We start from the raw sequence: 24802 nt of genomic DNA on the forward strand, positions 1-24802 counted from the left end.
TCCGGGTTAAGAGGCTAGCACCCGTACCCCTGGGGGCGTACATGCACCACGTCCCCCACGGTGAAGCTTCGCTCCTCGCCGCTATCGGAGCGGACGACTAGCTCCCCTTCTGCGGTTAACTCGACCCCGGTGCCCCTGAAGGTCTCATCCCCGGGCAGGTGAATGGTAAGGGTAGCTCCCAGGGTGCTCATGCGCTCCCGCAGGCGGTCCAGGAGAGAGGCCCCGCCGGTAGCCGCACCCGCATCGAAGCCGGTGGCTGCAAATTCCCGGTAGTAGCGGGCGAAGCTGGTCGCTAAGGCCGTCAGCGCCCGGTTCAAGTCAACCGGCTGTCCAGATTCCAGCAGGGCACTGGTTGCGGTAGGGACGGGCAAATCCTCCTGCGCCAGGTTTAGGTTGAGCCCGATACCCACCACAACCGAAATCTGCCCCTCAGGTTCAATCACGAGCTGGGCCAAAATACCGCAGGCTTTACGGTTGCCCAGCAGTACGTCGTTAGGCCACTTAATAGAAGGGTGCAGCCCTGAGAGCTGCTCAAAAACATCACAGGCAGCCAAGGCGGCTAAAGAGGTAAACCAGTGGTACTGGTCAGGCGCAACCCTGTTGGCCGGGTTGACATGAGGACGAACGATAAAGCTGGTTGCCAAAGCGGCACCGGCCGGGGCCACCCAAACCCTATCCAGGCGTCCTTTTCCCGCATTCTGGTCGGCGGTCGAGACCAGCGAGAGCTCCCCATAGCTACGGCGCACCAGGGCATCACCCACCAGAATCTGCCGGGCATACTCGTTAGTTGACCCCACCGAGGGCAGAAGCTCCACCCGCTCAAACCCGCTCACATCAACCAGGTCAGCCTGAAGGTGCCCCATGCGCACTCCTTATCTCACATACTAAGTTTCGACCGCTATTCTACGGGGTCACGCCCAGCCTGAGCGGCCTAGCGGTGCAATACTGGAACTGTCTAACCCCTACGAAAGGTTCTACCATGACCGTCTACGCTGTGCAGTACTCCTACGGCCCCGCCGATCTGCAGGCTGAGCACCGCCCCGCCCACCGCGAATATCTGGCCCAGCTCCACGAAGAAGGTAAGCTGCATGCGGCCGGCGCCTTCCTCGACGGCGACCCCGCAGGCGCCCTGCTCATCTTCGTTGCCGAAGACCGCGACGACCTCGACCGCATTATCGCAGCCGACCCCATGAGCACCGGCGGCGTGCTCACCGGCTACACCGCACGCGAATGGAACGCTGTGATTGGCAAGGTCGGCAAGTAACGAACGAGATGAACGCTAGCCAATAGGGCGGATAGGGCAGGCTCGCGCTCATGAAGCCCAGCAGATTCCGAGCGAGCGAGGAAACAAATCTGCGGGCGGAATAGGCGCAAGCCTGACCCTCACGCCCCGCCTGACGGCGGATTCCGTTCGCTCTTATGTGCTCGCGCGCTCGCACCCGCTCACTCCATCGAGCCAGCAGCTTCGCTGCGAGCCTCCCCCCCCCCCCCACCCGCCCTTATTTAGAAAAATCGCTCAAAAATCCCAAGAATAATTGGGTGGGGCGGGGTGGCAGGTCTATAGTTGAAAAGAATGGCCCTTATCCCAGGTCACCCCACACCACTGACCCAAAGCGCACGAGGCAGGCACAGCATGAGCGAGAACCCCACCACAGATGCCCCCGATTTGACCACCACCGCCGGTAAGATTGCTGACTTCTACGCCCGCCGCGAGCAGACTCTTGCCCCCACCGGCCAGGCCCCTATTGACCGCCAGCACGAACGCGGCAAGCAGACTGCCCGCGAGCGCATCGAGATGCTGCTTGACGAGGGTTCTTTTGTGGAGTTTGACGCCCTGGCTAAGCACCGCACTACGGCTTTTGGTATGGAGAAGAAAAAGCCGCTGGGTGATGGCCTGGTTTCGGGCTACGGTACTATCGATGGCCGCCTGGTTGCGGTTTATTCCCAGGATTTCACCGTCTACGGTGGTTCTCTGTCGCAGGTCAATGGCGAGAAAATTGTGAAGGTACAGAAGTTCGCGCTGAAGAACGGTTGCCCCATTATCGGCATTAATGACGGTGGTGGCGCCCGCATTCAGGAGGGTGTAGCTTCCCTGGCCATGTTTGCCGATATCTTCCGCATGAATGTACGTGCCTCGGGCGTGATTCCGCAGATTTCGGTGATTATGGGCCCCTGCGCCGGTGGTGCGGCCTACTCCCCCGCTCTGACCGACTATATTGTGATGGTTGATAAGACCAGCCACATGTTTATTACCGGCCCCGACGTCATTAAGACCGTGACCGGTGAAGAGGTCGATATGGAGACCCTGGGCGGTGCCCGCCAGCACAACGCGGTGACGGGTACGTCGACCTACCTCGCTGAGGACGAAGAGGACGCCTTTGATTTCGTCCGCGAGCTCGTTGAGTTCCTACCCTCCAACAACCTCACCGAGACCTTCCCCCTGGATCATGACCAGGACCCCGAGGTCACCGTCGATGATCTTGACCTTGACCTGCTGATTCCCGATTCAGCCAACCAGCCCTACGATATGCGGGCTGTGATTGAGTCGGTGGTTGATGATGGCCATTTCTTTGAGATGCAGGCCCTCTACGCCCCCAACGTGATGATTGGTTATGCCCGGGTTGAGGGTAAGACCGTGGGTATTGTGGCCAACCAGCCCATGCAGTTCGCTGGCACCCTCGATATCAATGCTTCTGAAAAGGCTGCCCGCTTCGTGCGCAACTGCGATGCCTTCAACATTCCGATTCTGACCTTTGTTGACGTGCCAGGCTTCCTGCCCGGTACCGACCAGGAGTTCAACGGTATTATCCGCCGCGGCGCCAAGCTGCTGTACGCCTACGCCGAGGCGACCGTTCCGCTGGTTACCGTGATTACCCGCAAGGCTTACGGCGGAGCCTACATTGTGATGGGTTCAAAAAAGCTGGGCGCCGATATCAACCTGGCCTGGCCCACAGCCCAGATTGGTGTGATGGGGGCCCAGGGTGCGGTCAATATTCTCTACCGCCGCGAGCTGGCCGCTGTGGCCGAAGAGGGCGGCGATGTTGAGGCTAAGCGCGCTGAGCTGATTGCCAAGTACGAAGAGGAGCTGCTCAACCCCTATCAGGCTGCTGAGCTGGGCTACATCGACGAGGTTATCGCCCCTTCTGAGACCCGCGTACGCATTATTTCTTCCCTGCGGGCCCTACGCGATAAGCGCGCAGCCTCCCCCGCTAAAAAGCACGGCAACATTCCGCTGTAAGGGGTAGGTAGAACATGGCAACTCCCAACCCGCTGTCCCTGCTGGGCTTCGGCAAGAAGCCGGCACCGGCGTCCGCGCCCCTTGAAAACCAGGAGCAGGACGCCGGCGATGAGCAGGTGCCCGCCCCTGTGCTGTCGGTGGTGCGGGGCAACCCCACGGAAGAAGAGCTGGCTGCGCTGACCAGCGTCGTGGTGGCGCTACAGGCCCAGGCTGATTCCCAGCAGGAGACCGCACTGGAAATGTGGCAGCGCCGCCTCAACCACACCCAGCGCCTGGGTATGCGACTGCGCCCCGGGCCGGGTTCCTGGAAGCGGGCCCGACCCCAGTAGTTCACCCACCCAGCTCCCTGTTTTCTGGGTCACAGTAACCTAGAATGGGGTGTATGACACTACACCCAGATTTACCCGAAATTTTTAAGGCCGACCGCGCTCAGACCGAGGTCGACCGCATTGCCAACGACTACTACGAGAAGACCCTGGAACTAGACCCGGCAGCGGCCACCATCGAGGGCCGCAAGGGACGGGAAACCGAGTACCCCGACTACTCCCCCGCAGGCACCCAGGCAGAGATTGACCTAGCCCGCGCTACTCTGGCAGCCCTTGACGCCGTTGAACCGGCCGACGACATCGACCGGGTTACTGTCGATGCCATGCGCGAGCGCCTGGGTCTCAAGCTCGAACTGCACGAGGCGGGCCTGGGCGACTGGGAACTCAACAACATTGCCTCCCCTGTTCAGGGTATTCGCGCCATCTTTGACCTGATGAACCGTGAAACAGCCGAGGACTGGGGGCACATTGCTGGCCGCCTGGGTAACGTTGCGGAAGCGGTTCGCGGTTATATCGAGACCCTAGAAGCCGCCCGCACCGCAGGTAAGGTGGCAGCGGTGCGTCAGGTCGATATCGTCATCGAGCAGGTAGCCGCCTACGTTGCCGAAGGCGGTTTCTTCGACGCTCTGGCACAAGAGGTAGCCGAAGCAGCCCCCGAGCACACCGACCGAGCCATCCAGGGGGCGGCGTCCGCCAAGGAAGGCTACAGCGAACTTCTCTCCTACCTCAAAGACACCCTGCGCCCCGACGCGCCCGAGGCCGATGCTGTGGGCCGCGAGCGCTACTCCCTTTACTCCCGTCAGTTCGTGGGCACCACCCTTGACCTGGAAGAGACCTACGCCTGGGGTATTGAGGAACTCGACCGCATCATCGCGGCCCAGCAGGAGGTTGCCGAAGCTATCAAGCCCGGTGCCACTATTGACGAGGCAAAGGCCCTGCTCGATGCTGACCCCGAACGCACCCTCAACGGCACCGATGAGCTCCAGGCCTGGATGCAGAAGCTGTCCGACGCCGCCGTTGACTACCTAGCCCAAGAGCACTTCACCATCGAGGGCCCGCTGCGCAAGCTCGAGTGCATGATTGCCCCCACCCAGGAGGGCGGTATCTACTACACCGGCCCGTCCGCTGATTTTGAGCGCGCCGGTCGCATGTGGTGGTCGGTGCCCGAAGGTGAAGATACCTTTGGCACCTGGCGCGAAACTTCCACCGTCTACCACGAGGGCGTACCCGGCCACCACCTGCAGGTTGCCTACGCGACCGCTATGGCCGAGGCCCTGAACCAGTGGCGTGCTAACGCCGTGTGGGTTTCGGGCCACGGTGAGGGCTGGGCCCTGTACGCTGAGCGTCTCATGGACGAGCTGGGTTATCTCTCTGACCCCGGCGACCGTATGGGCATGCTCGATGCCCAGCGCCTGCGCGCAGCCCGCGTGGTCTTCGATATCGGCCTGCACTGCGGTTTTGAGATCCCAGAACGCTGGGTGACCGAGCTGGGTGTAGAACCGGGCATCTGGGACGCAGAGAAGGGCTATAAGTTCCTAGAGGCCAACCTCGATATCTCTGAGGGCCAGCGCCGCTTTGAGTTCCTGCGCTACCTGGGCTGGCCGGGCCAGGCCCCCTCCTACAAGGTGGGTGAGCGAGTCTGGTTACAGCTGCGTGAGGACGCCCGCGCCGCCGGAATCTCTGACCGAGACTTCCACACCCGGGCCCTCAAGCTGGGCTCAGTCGGGCTTGATACCCTGCGCCGGGCACTAGCTGCCTAAGTGGCGTCAACATGAAGCGGGCCCTGCACACCGATAGGTGCGCAGGGCCCGCTTCTCTACGAAGTAGGGCTAAGGGTTAGGACGCTGCCGCGGCAGGTACCTGCGGTGCCTCGCCGAGGCGGGCGTAGACGTCCTCAGCTACAAATCCGCCCTCGGTGCGCGGGGCGTTGTAGAGGTCCTCGTTTAAAATGCCCTCGCGCTTGGCGACGATGAGCGCAACCAGGGCCTGGCCTGCGACGTTGACGGCGGTACGGCCCATGTCGATGATGGGGTCGATGGCCAGAAGCAGGCCAACGCCGTCGAGGGGAAGGCCCAGGGTGGAGAGGGTGAGGGTGAGCATGACCGTTGCACCGGTGGTTCCTGCGGTGGCGGTGGAGCCGAGCACCGACACCATGATGATGAGCAGGTAGTGGGTGATGTTGAGGTCGATACCGTAGAACTGGGCCACAAAGAGGGCCGCTAGGGCGGGGTAGACCGCGGCGCAGCCGTCCATCTTGGTGGTGGAGCCCAGGGGAACCGCGAAGGAGGCGTAGGCGCGGGGCACACCGAAGTTACGTTCAGCTACGGACTGGGTCAGAGGCATGGTGCCCATGGACGAGCGGGAAACGAAGCCCATCTGCACAGCGGGCCAGACGCCCGAGAAGAACTGCTTAATAGACAGACCGTTGGCGCGGGCGATGGCGGGGTAAACCACGAAGAGCACAAGGGCCAGGCCGATGTAGAGCACAATTACGAAACGGGCCAGAGAGCCCATGGAGGTCCAGCCGTAGGCGTAGACGGCTCGGCCGATCAGGCCGATAGTGCCGAGCGGGGCCAGGCGGATAATCCACCAGAGGACGGTCTGAATAATGGCCAGAGCGCTCTTATTGAGGTCAAGGAAGGGCTTGGCTGCGGGGCCGGTCTTAAGGGCTGCAATACCCACGGCTACTGAAATCACAAGGATCTGGAGCACGTTGAAGCTAGCTGAGCCGGTGACGGTGTCGCCCGAGTTTGAGATGCTCACGCCCAGGCCGAGGAAGTTGGCGGGAATCAGACCGGTGAGGAAGCCCAGCCAGGAGCCGGTACGTCCCTCGTAGGTTTCGGGGGTCGCCAGGCCGGTATTTGCACCGGGCTGGGTGACGAGCCCGAGCACCAGGCCGATGAGGACGGCGATGAGTGCGGTGTAGGCGAACCAGAGCAGGGTTTTTGTGGCCAGGCGGGCTGCGTTAGATACTTCAGCCAGGTTGGCGATGGACGACACCACGGCAGTGAAGATGAGGGGTACGACCGCCGCTTTGAGCAGGGTGACGTAGGAGGAGCCAATAGTGGAGAGGGTAGTCATGAGCCAGTTGGGGTTCTCGGTGGCATCGCCGCCGAGGTTGGTGGCTACCAGGCCCAAGATCACGCCCAGGATGAGGGCGGCGATAATTTGATTGCCGAAGGACGTAGCCCAGGCGGGAAGTCTCTTGCGGGAAGGAAGTGCTGTGGTGTGGTTTGACATGTCTCAACACTGTACGCCAGGGGTTGGGGCTTGTGAACCGGGATGTAAAGCTAAGACACATTTTGCTGTGGGTCACAGGCCGGCAGGGTTTTTCACGTAGCGCTCTTCACTTTTGCACAACCCACCACTAAACTGTGACTCAAGTTACTTTTATGTGCTTTTTGTGAACAGGTGGCTTGGTCCACCACGCGTCTTGATCAGACACAACTCAAAGGAGAGGCAATGACTGTTTACGCCGCACCCGGCTCAGCAGATTCCATCACCACCTTCAAGTCCCGCTACGACCACTTCATCGGAGGGGAATGGGCAGCCCCGGCCGAGGGCCAGTATTTTGAAGATATCTCCCCGGTTAACGGCAAGCCCTTTGCAGAAGTCGCCCGCGGTACCGCAGCTGATATCGACAAGGCTATTGACGCAGCCTGGAAGGCCTTTGAGACCTGGGGCAAGACCTCCCCCACCGAGCGCGCTAACCTGCTGCTCAAGCTGGCCCAGATTATGGAAGATAACCTGGAATCCATCGCCGTGGCTGAGACCTGGGAGAACGGCAAGCCCGTGCGTGAAACCCTGGCCGCAGATATCCCGCTTGGCGTTGACCACCTGCGCTACTTCGCGTCCGCTATCCGCACCCAGGAAGGCCGCCTGTCAGAGATTGACGAGAACACCGTGGCCTACCACTTCCACGAGCCACTGGGCGTGGTCGGCCAGATTATCCCCTGGAACTTCCCCATCCTTATGGCCATCTGGAAGATTGCTCCGGCCCTGGCAGCGGGCAACACCATCGTGCTCAAGCCCGCCGAGCAGACCCCGGTTTCGGTGCTCTACCTGGTTGACCTGTGGAAGGATGTACTCCCCGCCGGTGTGCTGAACGTTGTGAACGGCTTTGGCCCCGAGGCAGGTGCCGCCCTCTCTGGCAGCAAGCGCATCCGCAAAATTGCTTTTACCGGCGAGACCACCACCGGCTCCATCATCATGAAGGCTGCTTCCGAGAACATCATCCCGGTTACCCTGGAGCTGGGCGGCAAGTCCCCCAACGTCTTCTTTGCCGATGTTGCTGCCGAGAAGGACTCCTTCTACGACAAGGCACTCGAAGGCTTTGCCTCCTTCGGCCTGAACCAGGGCGAGGTCTGCACCTGCCCCTCCCGTGCACTGATTCAGAAGCCGATTCACGATTCCTTCCTGGAGGCCGGCATTGAGCGTGTGAAGGCTATGAAGCAGGGTAACCCGCTGGATACCGAGACCATGGTGGGCGCCCAGGCGTCGAAGGAGCAGTGGGATAAGATTACCGGCTATCTGAAGATTGGTAAGGACGAGGGCGCGGACGTTCTCGTCGGCGGCGAGGCCTGCGAGTTGGGCGGTGACCTGGCAGACGGCTGGTACATTCAGCCGACCGTCTTTGCCGGCAGCAACGACATGCGTATCTTCCAGGAAGAGATTTTTGGCCCCGTTCTGGCTACTACCTCTTTCACTGATTTCGATGAGGCTATGCGAATTGCCAATGACACCGACTACGGTCTGGGTGCGGGCGTCTGGACGCGCGACCAGAACACCGCCTACCGGGCAGGCCGCACCATTCAGGCTGGCCGTGTCTGGATCAACAACTACCATAATTACCCGGCCCACGCCGCTTTCGGTGGCTACAAGAAGTCAGGCATCGGCCGCGAGAACCACCTGATGATGCTAGCCCACTACCAGCAAACCAAGAACATGCTGGTCAGCTACTCAGATAAGCCGATGGGGCTCTTCTAATACCTGCTTCTGATAGCTTGAGGCTTATTCATAAGGGGTTCCGCAGGCTCACGCTCGCTGCCGACCCTCTCGCATGGTTCGCTTCGCTCACAATGCGATTCACGCCAGCCGCCGAGCCAGCAGCTTCGCTGTGAGCCTGCTCCACCTATCCTTATGAATAAGCCTTACTATCTACCAGTTCTACATTGTTGCCCTTTTCTGTTTAATAAGTATCATACTTTCCCCAATGTTGAGGCAGCTAAAATTCTCGTTCGAGAAGATACGCCGAACTTGTTAAATTAAAGAATCCTAATAAATTCTCTTGACCTACGTAAGAATTTAAGAATAAAATATAGATATAGTATAAAATTAAAACATTCAATGGAGGCACCCGAGGATGACAGAGGAAAAAACATTCAAAGATTACCTTATAACAATAGTTGGAATTTTTAGTGCATTTATATTTATTAAGTTATTCGACAGTATTTTAGAGTTTAATTTTTTTATCACCCTAGTTCTTGCGCTCACAGCAAGCTCTTTGGTATGTATAGTTCTAGTATTTTTTATTGCCTTTTTCCAAAGTCTTCTTTTTAAGAAATAGTTATTGATTTATACAGCCAGACTCTCATTTAGTTTTCAATTTCCTATTGACACCCGCACGGCCCCATGCTGTGCAATGTAGGTTACAGTTATCAGACTGGCATCAAGGAGATTTGATTATGTCAAACGAAGCGTATTACTCTTCTCTCAGCCACTGCAACAACTTTTTGTGATTTACATCCTTCGCTCCTGCGTATTCGTTCAACGAAAATTATCAGGAGCAGAACACTTCGGTAGCAATTATATGAGGCTTATTCATAAGGGGTTCCGCAGGCTCACGCTCGCCGTGAGCCTGCTCCATCTACCCTTTGGAATAAGCTTCTTTCTTCTTCCGCCCCTGCAACCAAGCCTCTAACAACCACGCACACAGAATCACCGGAGCAGCCACCGTTGTAAGGCCAGGACCAGAATAAGCACTCACCCCATCAGGCAGGCTATCCCATACACAACGAGTTCCAATTACAGGGAAAAACCCCCAATAGGCTTCGCCTTGAATATACTCATTTGAAGTATGGCAAGCTATCCCCGCAGTAAAACGGACGAAATATTCAAAAGCCATCAAAAATAGCCAAAAACAGAAGGAGAGAAAAAAGAGTTTATGATTCTTTACAAGATTCATAACGATACTGCCTTCTTTCTGTCAGAAAGGAATTCGAGTCTAGGTTTATCTAACCTATCACTTGCAGCTCATCAGAAGTCACTGCGTCCTGACCCCCTGTTTAGCATCGTCCTCAGTACCAACACGCCGACCAATCTCTCGCCCCACAACATTATTGTGTAAGTCCATAACTACTTCCTCTTCAGGGTCATCTGCTACTGGCTCATGATTGTTGGCAATGGTTTCAGCGAGGCTTATTCAAAAGTCCCACCCGCAGCCAAAAACACCAACCCCCGCACCACCGCAAACACCCGCCCATACAACCCCAACGGCCGCCTAAACCCCGTATGAAGAATCCGCCAAGTCTTGATGTGAGCGATAACCCGCTCCACCACCGACCGCAGCCGATTCAGCACCCGATTATTCCGCCTCTGCTCCCGACTCAGCCGCTGACCCGGCTTACGCCTGGCCGGGGTAGCCAACCCCAACCCGATATAGCCCTTATCAGCCACAGTGCTCTTATCAAGATATCTTTCCAAGCCATGATGTTTGAAGGCGTAAGCATCATGCCTGGCCCCGGGCACCGGGTCTGTGATAGCCAGCAACTTTCCATCCAAGGTGCAAATGACTTGGTGGTTGAATCCGGCTCGTTTGTGCTTTCCAGAGAAATTTGTTTTACCAAGTGATCGCCAATTCCACGTGGGTATCAGAGTCCCGTCAACTACTAAGGACCCGGGTGCTTTGAGGCTTTCTTTCAAAGGCTGAGTCAGCGGAGTGAGAATCTTCTCCAGGGCCTTTTCGATGGTGTTGATAGCTCGTGAGACTGTCGATTGAGAGACAGCAAAAAGTTCTGCGAGGAGTTCTTCGGTGAGGTTGTGGCGGTGGTAGAGCAGGGTGATTTTGAGGGCTTGGGTGAGGGTTAGCGCTGGTGGTCTTCCGCCTGGTTTTGACCAGGTGAGGTGATGGGTGAGGGCTGTGTGTAGTGTGGCGAATTGCGTGGCTGTGAGGCCGGTTGTACGCTGGTGTAGCAACGGTCTTGTCCGGTATGGCTTGAGGTTATTTGTAGAGATTTAACGCTCATATTTTTGCCGCGGGTGGGGCCGTTGTCTAGTTGGTGGGTGTGGGGTGCGTGTCTACTTTTGAATAAGCCTCAGCATCTTCAGACAATTCAGCTGCCATATCAAACCCATACCAGCCATGATGAGCTGGTAGGAGGTATCCGAATCCATCACATGCTTTAAGCCGTTGAGACGCAAAAAAAAATATTGAGGAAAACCCGTGTGGTTCGTTATTTATGAGTCGGCTAATCGTTCCAAAGTTTTTGCATCATGCTCAAGCGCGTAAGCAAGCCCCTCTTCTACCATGGCCCGATGCTCTCTTTCTTCTAGCATGCGACGCACACTCTCGACGATGAGGGAGTGCTTAGATAAATGCTCGCGCTCTGCTAAATCTGCAAGCTGGTGGTCTAAATCTTCAGGAAGTCGCAAGGTAAGAGCCATACACCCACAATACCAAGTTGATACCATCAGCTCCATACCGATGTGCAGACTTGGCCCATCACACATGTTGTGGGTTCGGGGTTCGTCAGCCCCGTTAGACTGTTACCCATGCACAACCCTACTGAAACCGCAGCTCTAGCGGGCGAACAGCCGGTGCGGCTCGTCCTTGCCTCTTCATCCCCTGCCCGTAAGAAACTCCTGGAGGACGCCGGCGTCCGTTTCACCGTTATTGTCAGCGATGTCGATGAGGACGCTGCCCTGCGCGAGGCCCAGCAGGCCGCCTACGAGGCCGGACTGGGCGACATCACACCTGCACAAACAGCTCAGCTCCTAGCCAAGGCTAAGGCACAGGCTGTTGCAGCCCTGCCTGAAGCGTCCGGTGCCCTGGTCCTGGGCTGCGATTCTGTTTTCGAGCTCGACGGTGTCGCTTACGGCAAGCCCGGCAGCGCAGAGAAAGCCTTAGAACGTATCACCGCTATGAGCGGACGCAGCGGGCAGCTCCACACGGGCCACTGGCTGGTTGACACCCGCGCCACTTCACCTCATCAGAGCGGCGACAAGTACCCCGAGGCTAGCGAGCTGCGCACGGCCACCGTCCATTTCGATACCTTCAGCGACGAAGAAGCCCGGCGCTACGTGGCCACCGGCGAGCCCCTGTGGGTGGCTGGGTCCTTCACAATCGATGGTTTCGGTGCGGCCTTCATTAAGGGAATTGAGGGCGAATACCACACCGTGGTGGGGCTTTCGGTGCATGCCCTACGCACAATGCTGGCTAACTTTGGTGTTTCAATCAGCGACATTTGGAAAAATTCGCGATAAATTTCAAGATACGACTTTTGTGAGGCGCCGTCACCCGGCGCCTGCTCATAATGCGTCATAGCCAGTAACGGCACGCCAGCACGGCACGATAACCCGAGGAGCTTTCACAGTGACTGCACATAACGACCTGGCCCAGGCCTTTACCCCGGTGAAGGGGCGCCACACCGGCCCCGTCAGCAAGGTACTGATTGCTAACCGCGGTGAAATTGCTGTTCGCGTTATTCGTGCCGCCCAGGACGAGGGGCTAGCAACCGTCGCTGTCTACGCCGACCCCGACCGCGAGGCCCAGCACGTACTGTTAGCCGATGAGTCCTACGCGCTGGGTGGCACCACTGCGGCCGAGTCCTACCTGGTCATGGATAAGCTGCTTGAGGTCGCCAAGCGTTCCGGTGCTGATGCCGTACACCCCGGCTATGGCTTCCTCTCCGAGAACGCCCAGTTCGCCCAGCAGGTCATCGACGCCGGGCTCACCTGGATCGGCCCTTCACCTGAATCCATCAACCGCCTGGGCGATAAAGTAGCTGCCCGCCATATCGCCGAGAAGGTCGGTGCCCCGCTGGTACCCGGCACCAAGGACCCGGTTAAGAGCGCAGCAGAGGTTGAGGCTTTTGCGGACGAGTACGGCCTGCCCGTTGCCATCAAGGCAGCCTTCGGTGGAGGCGGACGCGGCATCAAGGTCGCCCGCGAGCGCGAAGGCATCGGCGAGCTTTACGAATCAGCAGTCCGCGAAGCCATTGCTGCCTTTGGTCGCGGCGAGTGCTTCATCGAACGCTTCCTGGATTCCCCCCGCCACGTGGAAACCCAGTGCCTGGCCGATGCCCACGGCAACGTTGTTGTGGTATCCACCCGTGACTGCTCCCTGCAACGCCGTAATCAGAAGCTGGTAGAAGAAGCTCCTGCCCCCTACCTGACCGGTGAGCAGAACGAGCGCCTCTACGAGGCCTCCAAGGCTATCTTGCGCGAGGCCGGCTACCAGGGTGCTGGTACCTGCGAATTCCTGGTGGGCACCGACGGCACCATCTCCTTCCTGGAAGTCAACACCCGACTGCAGGTGGAGCACCCGGTATCCGAAGAGGTCACCGGCATTGACCTGGTACGTGAGCAGTTCCGTATTGCCCGCGGTGAGGCCATTGAGCCCACCGATCCCGCGGTGCGCGGCCACTCTTTTGAATTCCGCATCAACGGTGAGGACGCCGGCCGCAGCTTCATGCCCTCCCCCGGCACCATCGAGAAGCTGGTTGTGCCTTCTGGCCCCGGCGTGCGCTGGGACTCCGGCGTGGTTGCCGGTGATACCGTCAGCGGCAACTTTGACTCCATGATTGCCAAGCTCATTGTCACCGGCGCAACCCGCGAGCAGGCCCTGCAGCGGGCCAAGCGGGCCCTGGGTGAGCTAGTCATTGAGGGCATGCCCACCGTCGCCAACTTCCACCGCGCGGTGCTCGATGAGCCTGCCTTTGCCCCTGCCCCCGGCGGTGATTTCGCCGTTCATACCCGCTGGATTGAAACCGAATTTAAGAACACCCTGCCCGCCTACGACGGCGCCCTCACCCTGCCCGAGGCTGACGAGGAACGGCAGAAAATCACTGTTGAGGTCAACGGCAAGCGTATGGAAGTTGTCTTGCCCGCTATCGGTGGCACCTCAGCCAAGCCTGCTGCCGCTTCTAAGGCCCGTAAGTCCCGTTCAAGCCGTGGGGGCACGTCCGGCTCTGCCAACAGCAACGAGCTCACCAGCCCCATGCAGGGCACTATCGTCAAGGTAGCGGTCAAGGACGGCGCCAAGGTAGCTGAGGGCGACCTGATTGTGGTGCTAGAAGCCATGAAGATGGAACAGCCCATCACCGCCCACAAGGCCGGTAAGGTCACGGGGCTGAAGCTCAAGGCAGGCGATACCGTCTCTGCCGGGGCGATTATCGCAACCATCAAGTAAACCCACGCATACAAGCTCAGATAGGCCCCTTTGCCGCCAGGCAGAGGGGCTATCTCTTTACCCCACACCCCTATGCTCACATAGTGGAATCTAAGTTTCACATAGAGGACGCCGGTTTTAGAGTAAAACCATACAGCACAATCCATACACCACTAGAGAGTTCACGTGAGCACAACAGTCACCGCCCCGGCCTCTTCTGCCACCGAGCAGACCGTGCCCCGCAGCCGCGTCATCCTGGCATCGCTCATCGGCACCACCATCGAGTTCTACGACTTCTACATCTACGCCACCGCCGCCGTGGCAGTCTTCCCCGCCCTCTTCTTCACCGGCGAGGACGACACCGCCAAGCTGCTGGCCTCCATGGCGACCTTCGGCGCGGCCTTCATCGCCCGCCCCATCGGTTCCATTGTCTTTGGCCACTTCGGTGACAAGGTAGGCCGCAAGGCAACCCTGGTCGGCGCACTCCTGACCATGGGTATCGCCACCTTCCTCATCGGTCTGCTGCCCACCTACTACCAGATTGGCCTGTGGGCACCGGCCATGCTGACCATCCTGCGCTTCTGCCAGGGCCTGGGCCTGGGCGGCGAATGGTCAGGCGCAGCTCTGCTGGCTACCGAATACGCTGAAGAAGGAAAGCGTGCCCGCGCCGCCATGTGGCCCCAGCTGGGTGCCCCGTTCGGCTTCATCCTCGCCAACGGCTTCATGCTGCTACTCACCATCGCCATGGGCTTCACCTCCCTCGCAGCCGGCGACACCATCGACCACAACTTCCTCGTCTGGGGCTGGCGCATCCCCTTCATCGCCTCCATCGTCATGGTCGCAGTCGGCCTCTACGTGCGCTTCAAGCTCGAAGAAACCCCCGTCTTCAAACAGGCCCTCGAAAAAGACGAAAAGGTCAAGACCCCGCTCGCAGAAGCCTTCAAGGTAGCCTGGTGGCCCATGATCCAGGGCACCTTCATCATGCTCGCCACCTACGTACTCTTCTACCTCATGACCGCCTGGATCCTCTCCTTCGGCATCGGCAAGGTAGAAAAGGGCGGCCTGGGTATCGCCTACCGCGAATTCCTCGTCATCCAGCTCATCACTATCCTCTTCTTCGCAGCCATGGTTCCTGTCTCCGGCTGGTTAGCTGATAAATACGGACGCCGCTCCTCCCAGCTGGTTATCACCGGCGCCATCATCGTCTTCGGTCTCTCCTTCGGCTTCCTCATGGACCCCGCCCTTGTAGGCACCGGTGAGGACGCCAACACCGTCCGCATCGTCCTCTTCATGGCCATCGGCATGACCCTCATGGGCCTGACCTTCGGCTCCATGAGCGCCTACCTGCCCGAGCTCTTCCCCACCAACGTCCGCTACACCGCCTCGGGTATCAGCTACAACGTCGCATCCATCCTGGGCGCAGCTCTGACCCCCTACGCAGCGGTATGGCTCAACGCCAACGGCGGTGTGGGCGCAGTTGGCCTCTACCTGGCCGGCGCAGGTCTGCTGACCCTGATCTTCATGGCCATCACCCATGAAACCCGCGACGTGGATCTGACCACCATGGCCCGCACTAAGTAGGTTTAAGGATTTAGACCAAGAGTAGGCCAGGCTCACGCTCGCTGCCGACCCTCTCGCCGGTTCGCTGACTGGCTCGCAAGCTCGCCAGATTCGCGCCGAGATTATTTTTCCTCGCGCGCTCGGAATCTCGACGCTCATCACAGCGATTCATGCCAGCCCCAGCCAGTCGGCTCCGAGCGGGCGCCACCCTCTCATTTACTAGAAGTTTCTAAAACTTACTAGAGCCAAGGCACCACCAAACCGCCCGCTCCTTCAAGAGGAACGGGCGGTTTTCTTATGGGCGACGCACTTACTTCATGGTGTGCAACTGCCGCGCGGCTTCCGAGATGGAGCCGGTCAGTGAGGGGTAGACCGTGAAGGTTTCGGCAATATCGTCCACGTGCAGCTTCTTATCGACTGCTAGCGAGAGCGGGAAAATCAGCTCTGAGGCGCGGGGGCCTACCACCACACCGCCGATAACGGTTCCCGAGTGCTTGCGGGCGAAGATTTTGATGAAGCCGTCCTCTACCGCCATCATCTTGGCGCGCGGGTTGGTCGCCAGCGGCAGCATGACCATATCAGCCTGGTACTTCCCCGACTCAATTTCGCTCTGGCTCACACCGACGGTTGCAATTTCAGGAGCCGTAAAGATGTTGGCGGCAACCTGGTGGGTGCGCAGGGGCTTGACGATGTCACCCAGCATGTGCGACACAGCGACACGGCCCTGCATCGCAGCCACGGAGGCCAGCGGGTAAACCCCAGTACAGTCACCGGCCGCATAAATGTTAGGGATGTTAGTGCGGGAGACGCGATCCACGTTAATGTGCCCCGATTCGCTGACCTCAACCCCGGCGTCCTCAAGACCCAGATTTTCGGTGTTGGGAATCGAGCCCACAGCAATCAGTACGTGGGAGCCAGCCACCTTGCGCCCGTCCCCCAGGGTGACAATGACGCCGTCGCCGGCCTCGTTGTAGCAGGCGGCTTCTGCGCGGGAGCGGGGCATAACGCGCACGCCCTTACGTTCGAAAACATTTTCAAGGACGGTCGCGGCGTCCTCGTCCTCACCGGGCAGCACCCGGTCGCGGGAGGAAATCAGGGTAACCCGCGAGCCCAAACCGTTGTAGGCCGAGGCGAACTCCGCACCGGTCACACCGGACCCGACCACAATCAGATCTTCGGGTAGCTCTTCAAGTGAGTAGAGCTGGGTCCAGTTGAGAATGCGCTTACCGTCCGGCTTAGCGGTGGGCAGCTCGCGGGGGTGGGTACCCACCGCCAGAATAATGAACTCGGTGGTCAGGTCATAGGTCAGCCCGCTGGAATCGGTCACCTGCACGGTGTGGCGATCCACCAGCTTACCGCGGCCATCAATCACTTTGACGCCACTACGTTCAAGGGTGCGTTTAATATCGTGGGACTGCTGATGTGCCAGGTCAATCAGGCGCTTATTCACCTTGGCCAGGTCAACCGAAATGGGCGGCGGCGCGTCATTATCGCCCACCGAAATAGCGAGCTCCTGGGCCTTGCCGAAGCGGTTGCGGGCGTCCGCACTGGCAATCAGGGTTTTGGAAGGCACGACGTCGGTGAGGACGGCAGAGCCGCCCATGCCCTTATCTTCGATGATAGTGACGTCGGCGCCGTGGCTTGCAGCGACCAGGGCGGCTTCATAACCGCCGGGGCCACCGCCGAGAATGACAATTTTGTGCGATGCGTAGTCTGTTTTGAGAGTCACCCCTTTATTGTGTCGCACATCGCACGCACGCTCAACTCTGGGCAGGTTTGGTACCGTAGAAGGGTGTTGAATGATTCAAATATTTCCGCTGTTTCCACCGCTGACCCTCACCACCCGGCACTGGTTCGTGCCCGTGAGGCCGCGGAGTTCATTGCCGAGAAAACTGGCGTCGAGAAGCACGACCTGGCGCTGACGCTGGGGTCGGGCTGGGGCGAAGCTGCCTCCCTCATTGGCGAAGCCACCCACGTGCTCTCTGCCGACGAGGTCCCCGGTTTCCACAAGGCTGCCGTCGTGGGCCACCCCGGTACCCTTACCTCTATTCTGACCGAGAACGGTAAACGAGCCCTGGTTATTGGCTCCCGCACCCACTACTACGAGGGTCGTGGCGTTGAGGCCGTCGTCCACGGTGTACGCACCGCAGCCGCAACTGGCGCTGACACCATGATTCTCACCAACGGCTGTGGCGGCCTGAACCCCGCCTACTCAGCCGGGGAACCCGTCCTGATTTCTGACCACCTGAATTTCACCTCGGCGTCCCCGTTGACCGGTGCTCACTTCGTTGACCTGACCGACCTGTACTCCCCGCGCATCCGCGAGATTGCCCGCGGCATTGACCCCTCCCTGCAGGAGGGTGTCTACATGCAGTTCCCCGGCCCCCACTACGAAACCCCGGCCGAGGTCAAGATGGCAGGTGTACTGGGCGCTGACCTGGTGGGCATGTCCACCGCTCTTGAAGCCATCGCCGCCCGCGCTGCGGGTCTTGAGGTCTTCGGCATCTCACTGGTCACCAACCTGGCTGCCGGTATTCAGGAGACCCCGCTATCCCACGCCGAGGTCATCGAAGCTGGCGAAGCTGCTGGCCCCCGCATTTCCCGTCTGCTCGCAGATATTATTGCGGCCCTCTAACAACGCAAGGAAACCCCATGTCACTAGATACTCAGCAGCTTCTTGAGCAGGCCCGTGCCTGGGCCGCTATCGATCCCGACGCTGAAACCAAAGCCCAGCTTGAGGGCATCATTGCCCAGGTGGAGGCCGGCGATGAGGTAGCAACCGCCGATTTGGCCGACCGTTTTTCTGGCACCCTGCAGTTCGGCACCGCGGGTCTGCGCGCCGAACTGGGTGCTGGCCCCATGCGCATGAACCGCGTCGTCGTTCAGCGTGCCGCCCAGGGCCTGGCAGACTACGCCACCGCGCGCGCGTCCGCCGAGGGCTGGGAGAAGATTTCTGCCGTGGTGGGTTTTGACGCCCGCAAGAATTCGGACGTCTTCGCCCTCGACACCGCCGCTATCTTCACCGCTGCCGGCATTGAAGTTCACCTCATGCCCTCAGCCCTGCCCACCCCTGTGACCGCCTGGGCGACCCGCGAATACGGGGCTGAAATTGGCGTCATGGTCACCGCCTCCCACAACCCGCCCAACGACAACGGCTACAAGGTCTACCTGGGCGGAGCAGCCGTTGAGCCCGGTGCCCGCGGCGCCCAGATTATCCCTCCCTACGACGGGGATATCGCAGCCGCTATCGCCGCTGTTGAAACCCCGGTACTGGCCGCTGACGGCTGGACGGTCCTGCCCGAGAGCGTGGCTACCGACTACATCGCCCGCGTCACTCCCCTGGTCGAACAGAAGGAACGCGACCTCAAGATCGTTCTGACCCCCATGCACGGGGTGGGCGGTAAGACCGCTGAGGCTGTGCTGCATCAGGCCGGTTTCACTAACGTGACCCTGGTGCCCCAGCAGGCAGATCCCGACCCGAATTTCTCCACCGTGGCCTTCCCCAACCCCGAAGAGCCCGGTGCCCTCGACCTTGCCATGGCTCTGGCCGAGAAGGTTGATGCCGACCTGATTATCGCCAACGATCCGGACGCCGACCGCGCGGCTTTCGCCGTCAAGCGAGACGGTGCCTGGGCGATGCTGCGCGGCGACGAAACCGGTGCGATTCTAGCTACCCGGGTGCTGGCGTCCGTCACCGACGCCGAAAGCGCAACCTTCGCCAACTCGATTGTTTCCTCCCGCCTGGCAGGGGCCATCGCCAAGGCTGCGGGGGTAGCCCACTACGAAACCCTGACCGGCTTCAAGTGGATTGCCCGCGTCGATAACCTAACCTTCGGCTACGAAGAAGCGCTGGGCTACTGTGTAGACCACGCCCAGGTGCGCGACAAGGACGGCATCTCAGCCGCCCTGGTCATGGCCGATTACGCCCAGGAGCTTAAGGACGCCGGTTCCTCCTTCCCCGCGCTTCTCGATGAGATTGCCACCGAGCACGGCCTCTACGCCACCGACCAGCTCTCCGTCCGCGTTGACGACCTCGCCCAGATCCCAGCGATGATGAAGCGCCTGCGCGCTACCCCGCCCGCAGAGCTCGCCGAATCCCCCGTAGTATCGGTTGAAGACCTCACCGAGGGCACCGAAACCCTGCCGCCCACCGACGGTATGCGCTACTACACCGAGGACTCCACCCGCGTCATCGTGCGCCCCTCCGGCACCGAGCCCAAGCTCAAGTGCTACCTGGAAGTGGTCGTACCTGTCAGTACCACCGTTGCCGAAGCCCGCACCGTAGCCGATACCAAGCTGGCCCTGCTTAAGGCAGACATGTCAGCGGCTCTGGGCCTCTAACCGAACCAAGATTTCAAGGAAGAACACCATGACTCTCGAACTCTCATCAGCCGATCTGGCTGCCATGATTGACCACACCATCCTGGCCCCCTCTGCCTCAGAAGAGGACGTCCGACGCCTTTGTGCCGAAGCCAAGCAGTACGGCTTCGCCTCTGTCTGCGCTAACCCCGTCTGGGCCCCCGTGCTGGCCGAAGAACTTGCCGGGTCAGCGTCCGTCCCCTGCGTGGTCGTAGGCTTCCCCTTCGGCGCTTCCGCCACCGAGGTCAAGGCCTTCGAAGCCAAGACCGCCGTTGAGGCCGGTGCCCGCGAGGTCGATATGGTTATCAACATCGCCGACGCCCGCGCAGGTAAGAAGGACGCCCTGGTGGCAGATATCAAGGCTGTCGCCGAGGCTACCCACGCCGGTGGTGCCCTGCTCAAGGTCATCATTGAGACCTCCGAGCTGACCGACGACCAGAAGGTTCTGGCCTGCCAGGCCTCCGTTGAAGCCGGGGCCGACTTCGTCAAGACCTCCACCGGCTACTCGTCCTCCGGCGCAACCGTCGAAGACATCGCCCTGATGCGCGCCACCGTCGGCCCCGACCTGGGCGTGAAGGCCTCGGGCGGCGTCCGCACCCGCGAAGAAGCCCTCGCCATGATTGAAGCAGGCGCCACCCGCATCGGTGCTTCAAAGGGTATCGCCATCATCGGCGCCGGCGAAGCGGCAGAGGGCGGCTACTAAGCCAGGTTCTTCTCCGTCATATGGTGCGAACCGCTGAGGCAGCACCTATACTGAGTAATAAAGTACACACACGAAAAGGACTTCCCCATGGCTAAGACCACTGCTCAGTCAGACGCTGAGAAGCGTTCCAACGTTGAATCCTTCGGGATGGAATCCGGCGCTCCCGCGCGTAGCGGCACCCCCCAGTACTCAGGCACCAAGGAGCTGGGCTCAAACATCGCCCTCTTCGTTCTCTGCTTCGTACTGCTGCTGGGCTGCCTCTACACCCTGGGCATGTACCCCGAGGGCGGCTGGGGCTGGTGGACCGTAGCTGTTCTGCTCTACGGCGTCACCTTCATCATCCCCCTGTGGTTCCTGCCTTCGAAGACCAACGAAAAGGCTCGCACCAGCGGCACTGAGCTCTCACTCAAGTAAAGAGACGCACGCTGCTCATAGCAAGGGGCGGCCCACCTATTCAGGTGGGCCGCCCCTTGTTTCTTCCTGCAAAGGCACCGATGGGAGTAGGTACCATCTAGTTCAGAAAAACCCACAAACCAGATGGGTTTTTCTGACTCAGATGGTACCTACCGCGCTATGAACCGGCGACGCCGGCTTCGAAGATGGCGTGAATGAACTGCTCGGTCCACTCCACCATGGCATCATCGACCAGATCTTTACCCCCAACAGCGGACGTCTTGGGGCGGGGCACCAGAATCTGCCAGTTCTCGGTGCCCGGAATCTGACGGTACTGGGCACCCGGGTACATGCGGTCTAGTCGCATCTGGCGGGAATCCGGCAGGTCATTGACCGGGAAAAAGCGCACCTTGGGGCCCATCGCCACGATTTCGCTCAGCCCCACAGCGCGAGCGCGCTGGCGAAGCGCTGCAACCTTGAACAGGTTTTCAACGGGAGCTGGAGGGTTACCGTATCGGTCGACCAGCTCCTCGCGGGCCTCTGCCAGTTCTTCAGCGGTCTGGGCCTGGGCAATCTGCCGGTAGGCAGACAGGCGCAGGCGCTCTGAACTCACGTAGTCGTGCGGCATGTGGGCGTTGACCGGCAGATCGACCTTAATCTCAGCGGGAGCTTCTTCCTTCTCCCCGTGCTGGAAGTTAGCCACGGCCTCCCCCACCAGACGCAGGTAGAGGTCAAAGCCAACACCGGCGATATGGCCCGACTGTTCACCGCCCAGCAGGTTACCGGCACCGCGAATTTCCAGGTCCTTCATGGCCAGGCGCATACCGGCACCCAGTTCGTTGTGGGTCGCTACCGCTTTCAGACGCTCGTGGGCGACCTCGGTCAGCACCTTCTCAGCCGGGTAGAGGAAGTAGGCGTAGGCGCGCTCGCGGCCGCGCCCCACGCGTCCGCGCAGCTGGTGGAGCTGGGACAGGCCGTAATTCTGGGCCTGGTCCACGATCAGGGTGTTGGCGTTTGAGATATCCAGGCCGGTTTCGACGATGGTGGTCGAGACCAGCACATCGAACTTGCGTTCCCAGAAGTCCACGATGATTTTTTCAAGGCGGGATTCGCTCATGCGCCCGTGGGCAACCGCGATGCGGGCCTCGGGCACCAGTTTTTGAATCTCGTTGGCGGTCTCTTCGATGGTTGAAACCCGGTTGTGCACCACAAAGACCTGCCCCTCACGCATAAGTTCGCGGCGGATAGCTGCGGTAATTTGCTTGTCGGTGCGGGGGCCAACGAAGGTGAGGACGGGGTGGCGCTCCTCGGGCGGGGTGGCAAGGGTAGAGGTCTCGCGGATACCGGTTAGGGACATCTCCAGGGTTCGCGGGATAGGGGTAGCGCTCATGGCCAGCACGTCCACGTTGGTGCGCATGGTTTTGAGCTTTTCCTTGTGCTCAACACCGAAGCGCTGTTCCTCGTCGATAATGACCAGGCCCAGGTCCTTCCAGTCCACCGACTCGGAGAGAATGCGGTGGGTACCGACGACCACATCGACCGACCCGTTCTTAATGCCCTCAGCGATTTCAGCCGATTCCTTGGCTTTCTGGAAGCGGGAGAGCACCTTGATGGAGACCGGGAAGCCCGAGAAACGCTCGGTAAAAGTCTCGTAGTGCTGCTGGGCCAGCAGGGTGGTGGGAACGAGGACGGCCACCTGTTTGCCGTCCTGCACAGCCTTGAAGGCAGCACGCACGGCGATTTCGGTCTTGCCGTAGCCCACATCGCCCGAGATCAGGCGGTCCATGGGGATTTCGCGCTCCATATCGGCCTTGACCTCGTTGATAGCCGAGAGCTGGTCGGGGGTTTCGTTGTAGGGGAAGGCTTCTTCCAGTTCCCGCTGCCAGGGGGTGTCGGGGCCGAAGGCATGGCCGCGGGAGGCCTGGCGGGCTGAGTAGAGTTTAATCAGGTCAGCAGCAATTTCCTTGACGGCTTTGCGGGCCTTTGACTTGGTCTTAGCCCAGTCGGAGCCACCCATCTTTGAGAGCACCGGGGCGTCGCCGCCCACGTAGTTAGAGACCTGGTCCAGTTGGTCCGAGGGCACAAAAAGGCGGTCCTTGGGCCCGCCCCGTTTGGAGGGGGCGTACTCCAGCACCAGGTATTCCTTCATGGGCTTGGGCTGCCCGGGCATGACGGTTGCCCCGGCAATGGGGCGCTGGATCAGCTCGACGAACTGGCCGATACCGTGTTGTTCGTGCACCACGTAGTCGCCGGCTGACAGGCTCATGGGGTCAACCGCGTTCTTGCGGCGGCGCACCGGTAGCTTGCCGCTGCGCAGGTCGCGGGTGGCGTAGGGGCTGGTGCGGCCCAGGATATCTGCCTCGGTCAGTAGACCCAGCTTTTCGCCGTCCATCATGAAGCCTCGCCCCATGGAGGCGGTGGTCATCTCGATGATGCCCGGCTCAGGAAGGTTTGTCAGGCTGTCCACGCGGGACGCCGGTATCTCGGCTTCCTGGAAAAGATCGAGCAGGCGGGTGAGCGGGCCTGGCCCGTCGGTCACCACGGTAATCCGCCAGCCGTCCTTTACCTTCTTCCCAACTTCGGTCAGCAGCTCGGTCACGTTGCCCGAGTAGGTATGGGGGGCGCGGGCAGCCAGCTGGACCGAGTCAATCCCGTCATCGATGGCATCATCGACGCCCAGGGCCGTTATAGCCCACCAGCCAAAGCCCTTCGCGAGGGCGGTTTCTCGCAGGGCGGCAATGGTGCGGAAGCTACCGGCGCTCAGACCATCGGGGCCGTTGGCACCCAGGTCGATGGGGGCGTCCGTTGTGTCGGTGACAGAATCCCAGGCCGCCAGCAGGAACTCCTCGTTGGTGGCAACCAGGTCGGTTGCGCGGGAGCGTACCTTTTCCGGCTCGATAATGAGGGGCAGGGACCCCGGGGGCAGGTGGTCGAGCAGGGTCACCATATCGTCAACCAGCAGGGGAATCAGGGACTCCATGCCCTCAACATAAATACCACCGGCAATTTTTTCGAGCATGGCGGCAGCGCCCGGGAAGGATCCCTTGAGGCGGGCTGCCCGGCTCATCACGCTGGGGGTAATCAGGAGTTCGCGGCAGGGAGGGGCGAGTAGCTCGGTGGGGTGGTCTTTGCCGGGCAGGGTGCGCTGGTCAGCAACCGAGAACCAGCGGATATTCTCGACCTCGTCCCCAAAGAATTCGATACGGGCGGGGTGAGCTGCAGTCGGTGAGAAAATATCGATAATGCCGCCGCGCACGGCAAATTCTCCGCGCTTTGACACCAGGTCAACGCGGGAATAGGCGGCCGATGCGAGAGATTTAATCAGGGCATCAAAGTCTTGTTCTTCGCCCACCCGCAGGGTCACCGGCTGCATTTTTTCGAGACCTGCGACCAGGGGCTGCAGCACCGAGCGGATAGGGGCAACGAGCACCCAGGGAGCGGACGCACCCCCCTCGGCGAGGGCGCGCAAGACCGCTAGGCGCTGGCCCACGGTATCGCTTCGCGGGGAGAGACGCTCATGGGGCAGCGTTTCCCAGGCCGGGAAGAGCTGGGCCTGCCCAGGCTCTAACACCGATTCTAGGGCGGTGACGGTGTCTTCGGCCTCGCGGTCGGTAGCGGTGACAGCTAGCAGGACGGGCGGGGTCGACTCGTTCTGGGCGGCAAGTTGCTGGGCTATACCGGCAAGCAGAAAGGGCCTGGCCCCGTCAGGAGAGCCAATCAAAAATTCGTCGATGCGCGCTTTGGGGTCTACACCTGCCTGCGTGATGATTGCGGTATAGCTGGGCTCGTGGGTGAGGGCTTGGGCAAGGCCGCTCAGTGACATCTTCGCTCCCCTG

At 60.2% G+C, this 24802-nt stretch carries 20 protein-coding genes; 12 read left to right on the plus strand and 8 right to left on the minus strand.

Annotated elements, in window-relative coordinates:
* Window positions 1–14: 14 nt before the first annotated feature.
* Window positions 15–863 (minus strand): biotin--[acetyl-CoA-carboxylase] ligase, encoded by an 849-nt coding sequence (locus tag L7A20_RS02550; RefSeq protein WP_237222303.1) that lies wholly within the window; start codon window positions 861–863, stop codon window positions 15–17.
* A gap of 116 nt (window positions 864–979) precedes the next feature.
* On the opposite strand from L7A20_RS02550, the gene L7A20_RS02555 reads away from it, so the two are divergent.
* The 4 genes from L7A20_RS02555 to L7A20_RS02570 all read left to right on the plus strand — a co-directional run bounded on the left by L7A20_RS02555 (window position 980) and on the right by L7A20_RS02570 (window position 5324).
* The gene (locus L7A20_RS02555; RefSeq protein ID WP_185173348.1) at window positions 980–1264 is read left to right on the plus strand and encodes a YciI family protein; all 285 of its coding nucleotides are present in this window, start codon (window positions 980–982) and stop codon (window positions 1262–1264) included.
* A gap of 369 nt (window positions 1265–1633) precedes the next feature.
* Window positions 1634–3238: an acyl-CoA carboxylase subunit beta gene (locus L7A20_RS02560; protein ID WP_237209512.1), complete on the plus strand. Its 1605-nt coding sequence runs from the start codon at window positions 1634–1636 to the stop codon at window positions 3236–3238.
* A 14-nt stretch (window positions 3239–3252) separates the two neighbouring features.
* Window positions 3253–3567, plus strand: coding sequence for an acyl-CoA carboxylase subunit epsilon (locus L7A20_RS02565; protein WP_237222304.1), 315 nt, complete (start codon window positions 3253–3255; stop codon window positions 3565–3567).
* Window positions 3568–3620: 53 nt separating this feature from the next.
* The gene (locus tag L7A20_RS02570; RefSeq protein ID WP_237222305.1) at window positions 3621–5324 is read left to right on the plus strand and encodes a DUF885 domain-containing protein; all 1704 of its coding nucleotides are present in this window, start codon (window positions 3621–3623) and stop codon (window positions 5322–5324) included.
* Between the two features lie 76 nt (window positions 5325–5400).
* Here the strand turns inward: L7A20_RS02570 and L7A20_RS02575 are convergent, their stop codons facing one another.
* Window positions 5401–6804, minus strand: a complete 1404-nt coding sequence (locus L7A20_RS02575; RefSeq protein WP_237222306.1) for a dicarboxylate/amino acid:cation symporter — start codon at window positions 6802–6804, stop codon at window positions 5401–5403.
* A gap of 222 nt (window positions 6805–7026) precedes the next feature.
* Here L7A20_RS02575 and exaC point away from each other — a divergent pair, with 222 nt between their 5' ends.
* A complete protein-coding gene (exaC, locus tag L7A20_RS02580; RefSeq protein ID WP_237222307.1) occupies window positions 7027–8550 on the plus strand; it encodes an acetaldehyde dehydrogenase ExaC in 1524 nt (507 codons plus the stop codon).
* A gap of 880 nt (window positions 8551–9430) precedes the next feature.
* On the opposite strand, the gene L7A20_RS02585 is transcribed toward exaC, so the two are convergent.
* The 4 genes from L7A20_RS02585 to L7A20_RS02590 all read right to left on the minus strand — a co-directional run bounded on the left by L7A20_RS02585 (window position 9431) and on the right by L7A20_RS02590 (window position 11226).
* Window positions 9431–9748: a hypothetical protein gene (locus L7A20_RS02585; protein ID WP_237198649.1), complete on the minus strand. Its 318-nt coding sequence runs from the start codon at window positions 9746–9748 to the stop codon at window positions 9431–9433.
* Window positions 9749–9826: 78 nt separating this feature from the next.
* On the minus strand, window positions 9827–9985 hold the full coding sequence (locus tag L7A20_RS12060) for a DUF6973 domain-containing protein (protein ID WP_423817422.1): 159 nt from the start codon (window positions 9983–9985) through the stop codon (window positions 9827–9829).
* On the minus strand, window positions 9982–10758 hold the full coding sequence (locus L7A20_RS12065) for a transposase family protein (protein ID WP_423817418.1): 777 nt from the start codon (window positions 10756–10758) through the stop codon (window positions 9982–9984). Before L7A20_RS12065 ends, L7A20_RS12060 begins: the two co-directional genes overlap by 4 nt.
* Before the next feature lie 261 nt (window positions 10759–11019).
* A complete protein-coding gene (locus L7A20_RS02590) occupies window positions 11020–11226 on the minus strand; it encodes a CopG family ribbon-helix-helix protein (protein ID WP_237205964.1) in 207 nt (68 codons plus the stop codon).
* Window positions 11227–11334: 108 nt separating this feature from the next.
* Here L7A20_RS02590 and L7A20_RS02595 point away from each other — a divergent pair, with 108 nt between their 5' ends.
* The 3 genes from L7A20_RS02595 (at window position 11335) to L7A20_RS02605 (ending at window position 15532) form a co-directional block, all read left to right on the plus strand.
* The gene (locus tag L7A20_RS02595; protein WP_237222308.1) at window positions 11335–12045 is read left to right on the plus strand and encodes a Maf family protein; all 711 of its coding nucleotides are present in this window, start codon (window positions 11335–11337) and stop codon (window positions 12043–12045) included.
* 109 nt (window positions 12046–12154) lie between these two features.
* Window positions 12155–13972, plus strand: a complete 1818-nt coding sequence (locus L7A20_RS02600) for an acetyl/propionyl/methylcrotonyl-CoA carboxylase subunit alpha (protein WP_237222309.1) — start codon at window positions 12155–12157, stop codon at window positions 13970–13972.
* Between the two features lie 165 nt (window positions 13973–14137).
* Window positions 14138–15532: an MFS transporter gene (locus L7A20_RS02605; RefSeq protein ID WP_237222310.1), complete on the plus strand. Its 1395-nt coding sequence runs from the start codon at window positions 14138–14140 to the stop codon at window positions 15530–15532.
* Between the two features lie 289 nt (window positions 15533–15821).
* Here the strand turns inward: L7A20_RS02605 and L7A20_RS02610 are convergent, their stop codons facing one another.
* A complete protein-coding gene (locus L7A20_RS02610) occupies window positions 15822–17240 on the minus strand; it encodes an NAD(P)H-quinone dehydrogenase (protein ID WP_237222311.1) in 1419 nt (472 codons plus the stop codon).
* A 120-nt stretch (window positions 17241–17360) separates the two neighbouring features.
* Here L7A20_RS02610 and L7A20_RS02615 point away from each other — a divergent pair, with 120 nt between their 5' ends.
* From L7A20_RS02615 to L7A20_RS02630, 4 genes are all read left to right on the plus strand, one after another.
* Window positions 17361–18146 carry a purine-nucleoside phosphorylase gene (locus L7A20_RS02615; protein ID WP_237197539.1) on the plus strand — a complete coding sequence of 262 codons (786 nt, stop codon included), beginning with the start codon at window positions 17361–17363 and terminating at the stop codon, window positions 18144–18146.
* A gap of 17 nt (window positions 18147–18163) precedes the next feature.
* Window positions 18164–19852 (plus strand): phospho-sugar mutase, encoded by a 1689-nt coding sequence (locus L7A20_RS02620; RefSeq protein WP_237222312.1) that lies wholly within the window; start codon window positions 18164–18166, stop codon window positions 19850–19852.
* A gap of 28 nt (window positions 19853–19880) precedes the next feature.
* A complete protein-coding gene (gene deoC, locus L7A20_RS02625; protein WP_237222313.1) occupies window positions 19881–20573 on the plus strand; it encodes a deoxyribose-phosphate aldolase in 693 nt (230 codons plus the stop codon).
* A gap of 87 nt (window positions 20574–20660) precedes the next feature.
* Window positions 20661–20987 (plus strand): hypothetical protein, encoded by a 327-nt coding sequence (locus tag L7A20_RS02630; protein ID WP_237198656.1) that lies wholly within the window; start codon window positions 20661–20663, stop codon window positions 20985–20987.
* A 157-nt stretch (window positions 20988–21144) separates the two neighbouring features.
* On the opposite strand, the gene mfd is transcribed toward L7A20_RS02630, so the two are convergent.
* Window positions 21145–24789: a transcription-repair coupling factor gene (mfd, locus tag L7A20_RS02635; RefSeq protein WP_237222314.1), complete on the minus strand. Its 3645-nt coding sequence runs from the start codon at window positions 24787–24789 to the stop codon at window positions 21145–21147.
* Window positions 24790–24802: the final 13 nt, after the last annotated feature.

This window comes from Rothia nasimurium (assembly GCF_928381415.1).
GTDB classification, from domain to species: domain Bacteria; phylum Actinomycetota; class Actinomycetes; order Actinomycetales; family Micrococcaceae; genus Rothia; species Rothia nasimurium_H.

Bases quoted from the DNA above. Each gene is read 5' to 3' on its own strand.
- mfd (WP_237222314.1), bottom strand. From the start codon at position 24,789: ATGTCACTGAGCGGCCTTGCCCAAGCCCTCACCCACGAGCCCAGCTAT.
- L7A20_RS02560 (WP_237209512.1), top strand. From the start codon at position 1,634: ATGAGCGAGAACCCCACCACAGATGCCCCCGATTTGACCACCACCGCC.
- L7A20_RS02590 (WP_237205964.1), bottom strand. From the start codon at position 11,226: ATGGCTCTTACCTTGCGACTTCCTGAAGATTTAGACCACCAGCTTGCA.
- L7A20_RS02620 (WP_237222312.1), top strand. From the start codon at position 18,164: ATGTCACTAGATACTCAGCAGCTTCTTGAGCAGGCCCGTGCCTGGGCC.
- L7A20_RS02575 (WP_237222306.1), bottom strand. From the start codon at position 6,804: ATGTCAAACCACACCACAGCACTTCCTTCCCGCAAGAGACTTCCCGCC.
- L7A20_RS02565 (WP_237222304.1), top strand. From the start codon at position 3,253: ATGGCAACTCCCAACCCGCTGTCCCTGCTGGGCTTCGGCAAGAAGCCG.
- L7A20_RS02630 (WP_237198656.1), top strand. From the start codon at position 20,661: ATGGCTAAGACCACTGCTCAGTCAGACGCTGAGAAGCGTTCCAACGTT.
- L7A20_RS02595 (WP_237222308.1), top strand. From the start codon at position 11,335: ATGCACAACCCTACTGAAACCGCAGCTCTAGCGGGCGAACAGCCGGTG.
- L7A20_RS02570 (WP_237222305.1), top strand. From the start codon at position 3,621: ATGACACTACACCCAGATTTACCCGAAATTTTTAAGGCCGACCGCGCT.
- exaC (WP_237222307.1), top strand. From the start codon at position 7,027: ATGACTGTTTACGCCGCACCCGGCTCAGCAGATTCCATCACCACCTTC.
- L7A20_RS02555 (WP_185173348.1), top strand. From the start codon at position 980: ATGACCGTCTACGCTGTGCAGTACTCCTACGGCCCCGCCGATCTGCAG.
- L7A20_RS02550 (WP_237222303.1), bottom strand. From the start codon at position 863: ATGGGGCACCTTCAGGCTGACCTGGTTGATGTGAGCGGGTTTGAGCGG.
- L7A20_RS02585 (WP_237198649.1), bottom strand. From the start codon at position 9,748: ATGAATCTTGTAAAGAATCATAAACTCTTTTTTCTCTCCTTCTGTTTT.
- deoC (WP_237222313.1), top strand. From the start codon at position 19,881: ATGACTCTCGAACTCTCATCAGCCGATCTGGCTGCCATGATTGACCAC.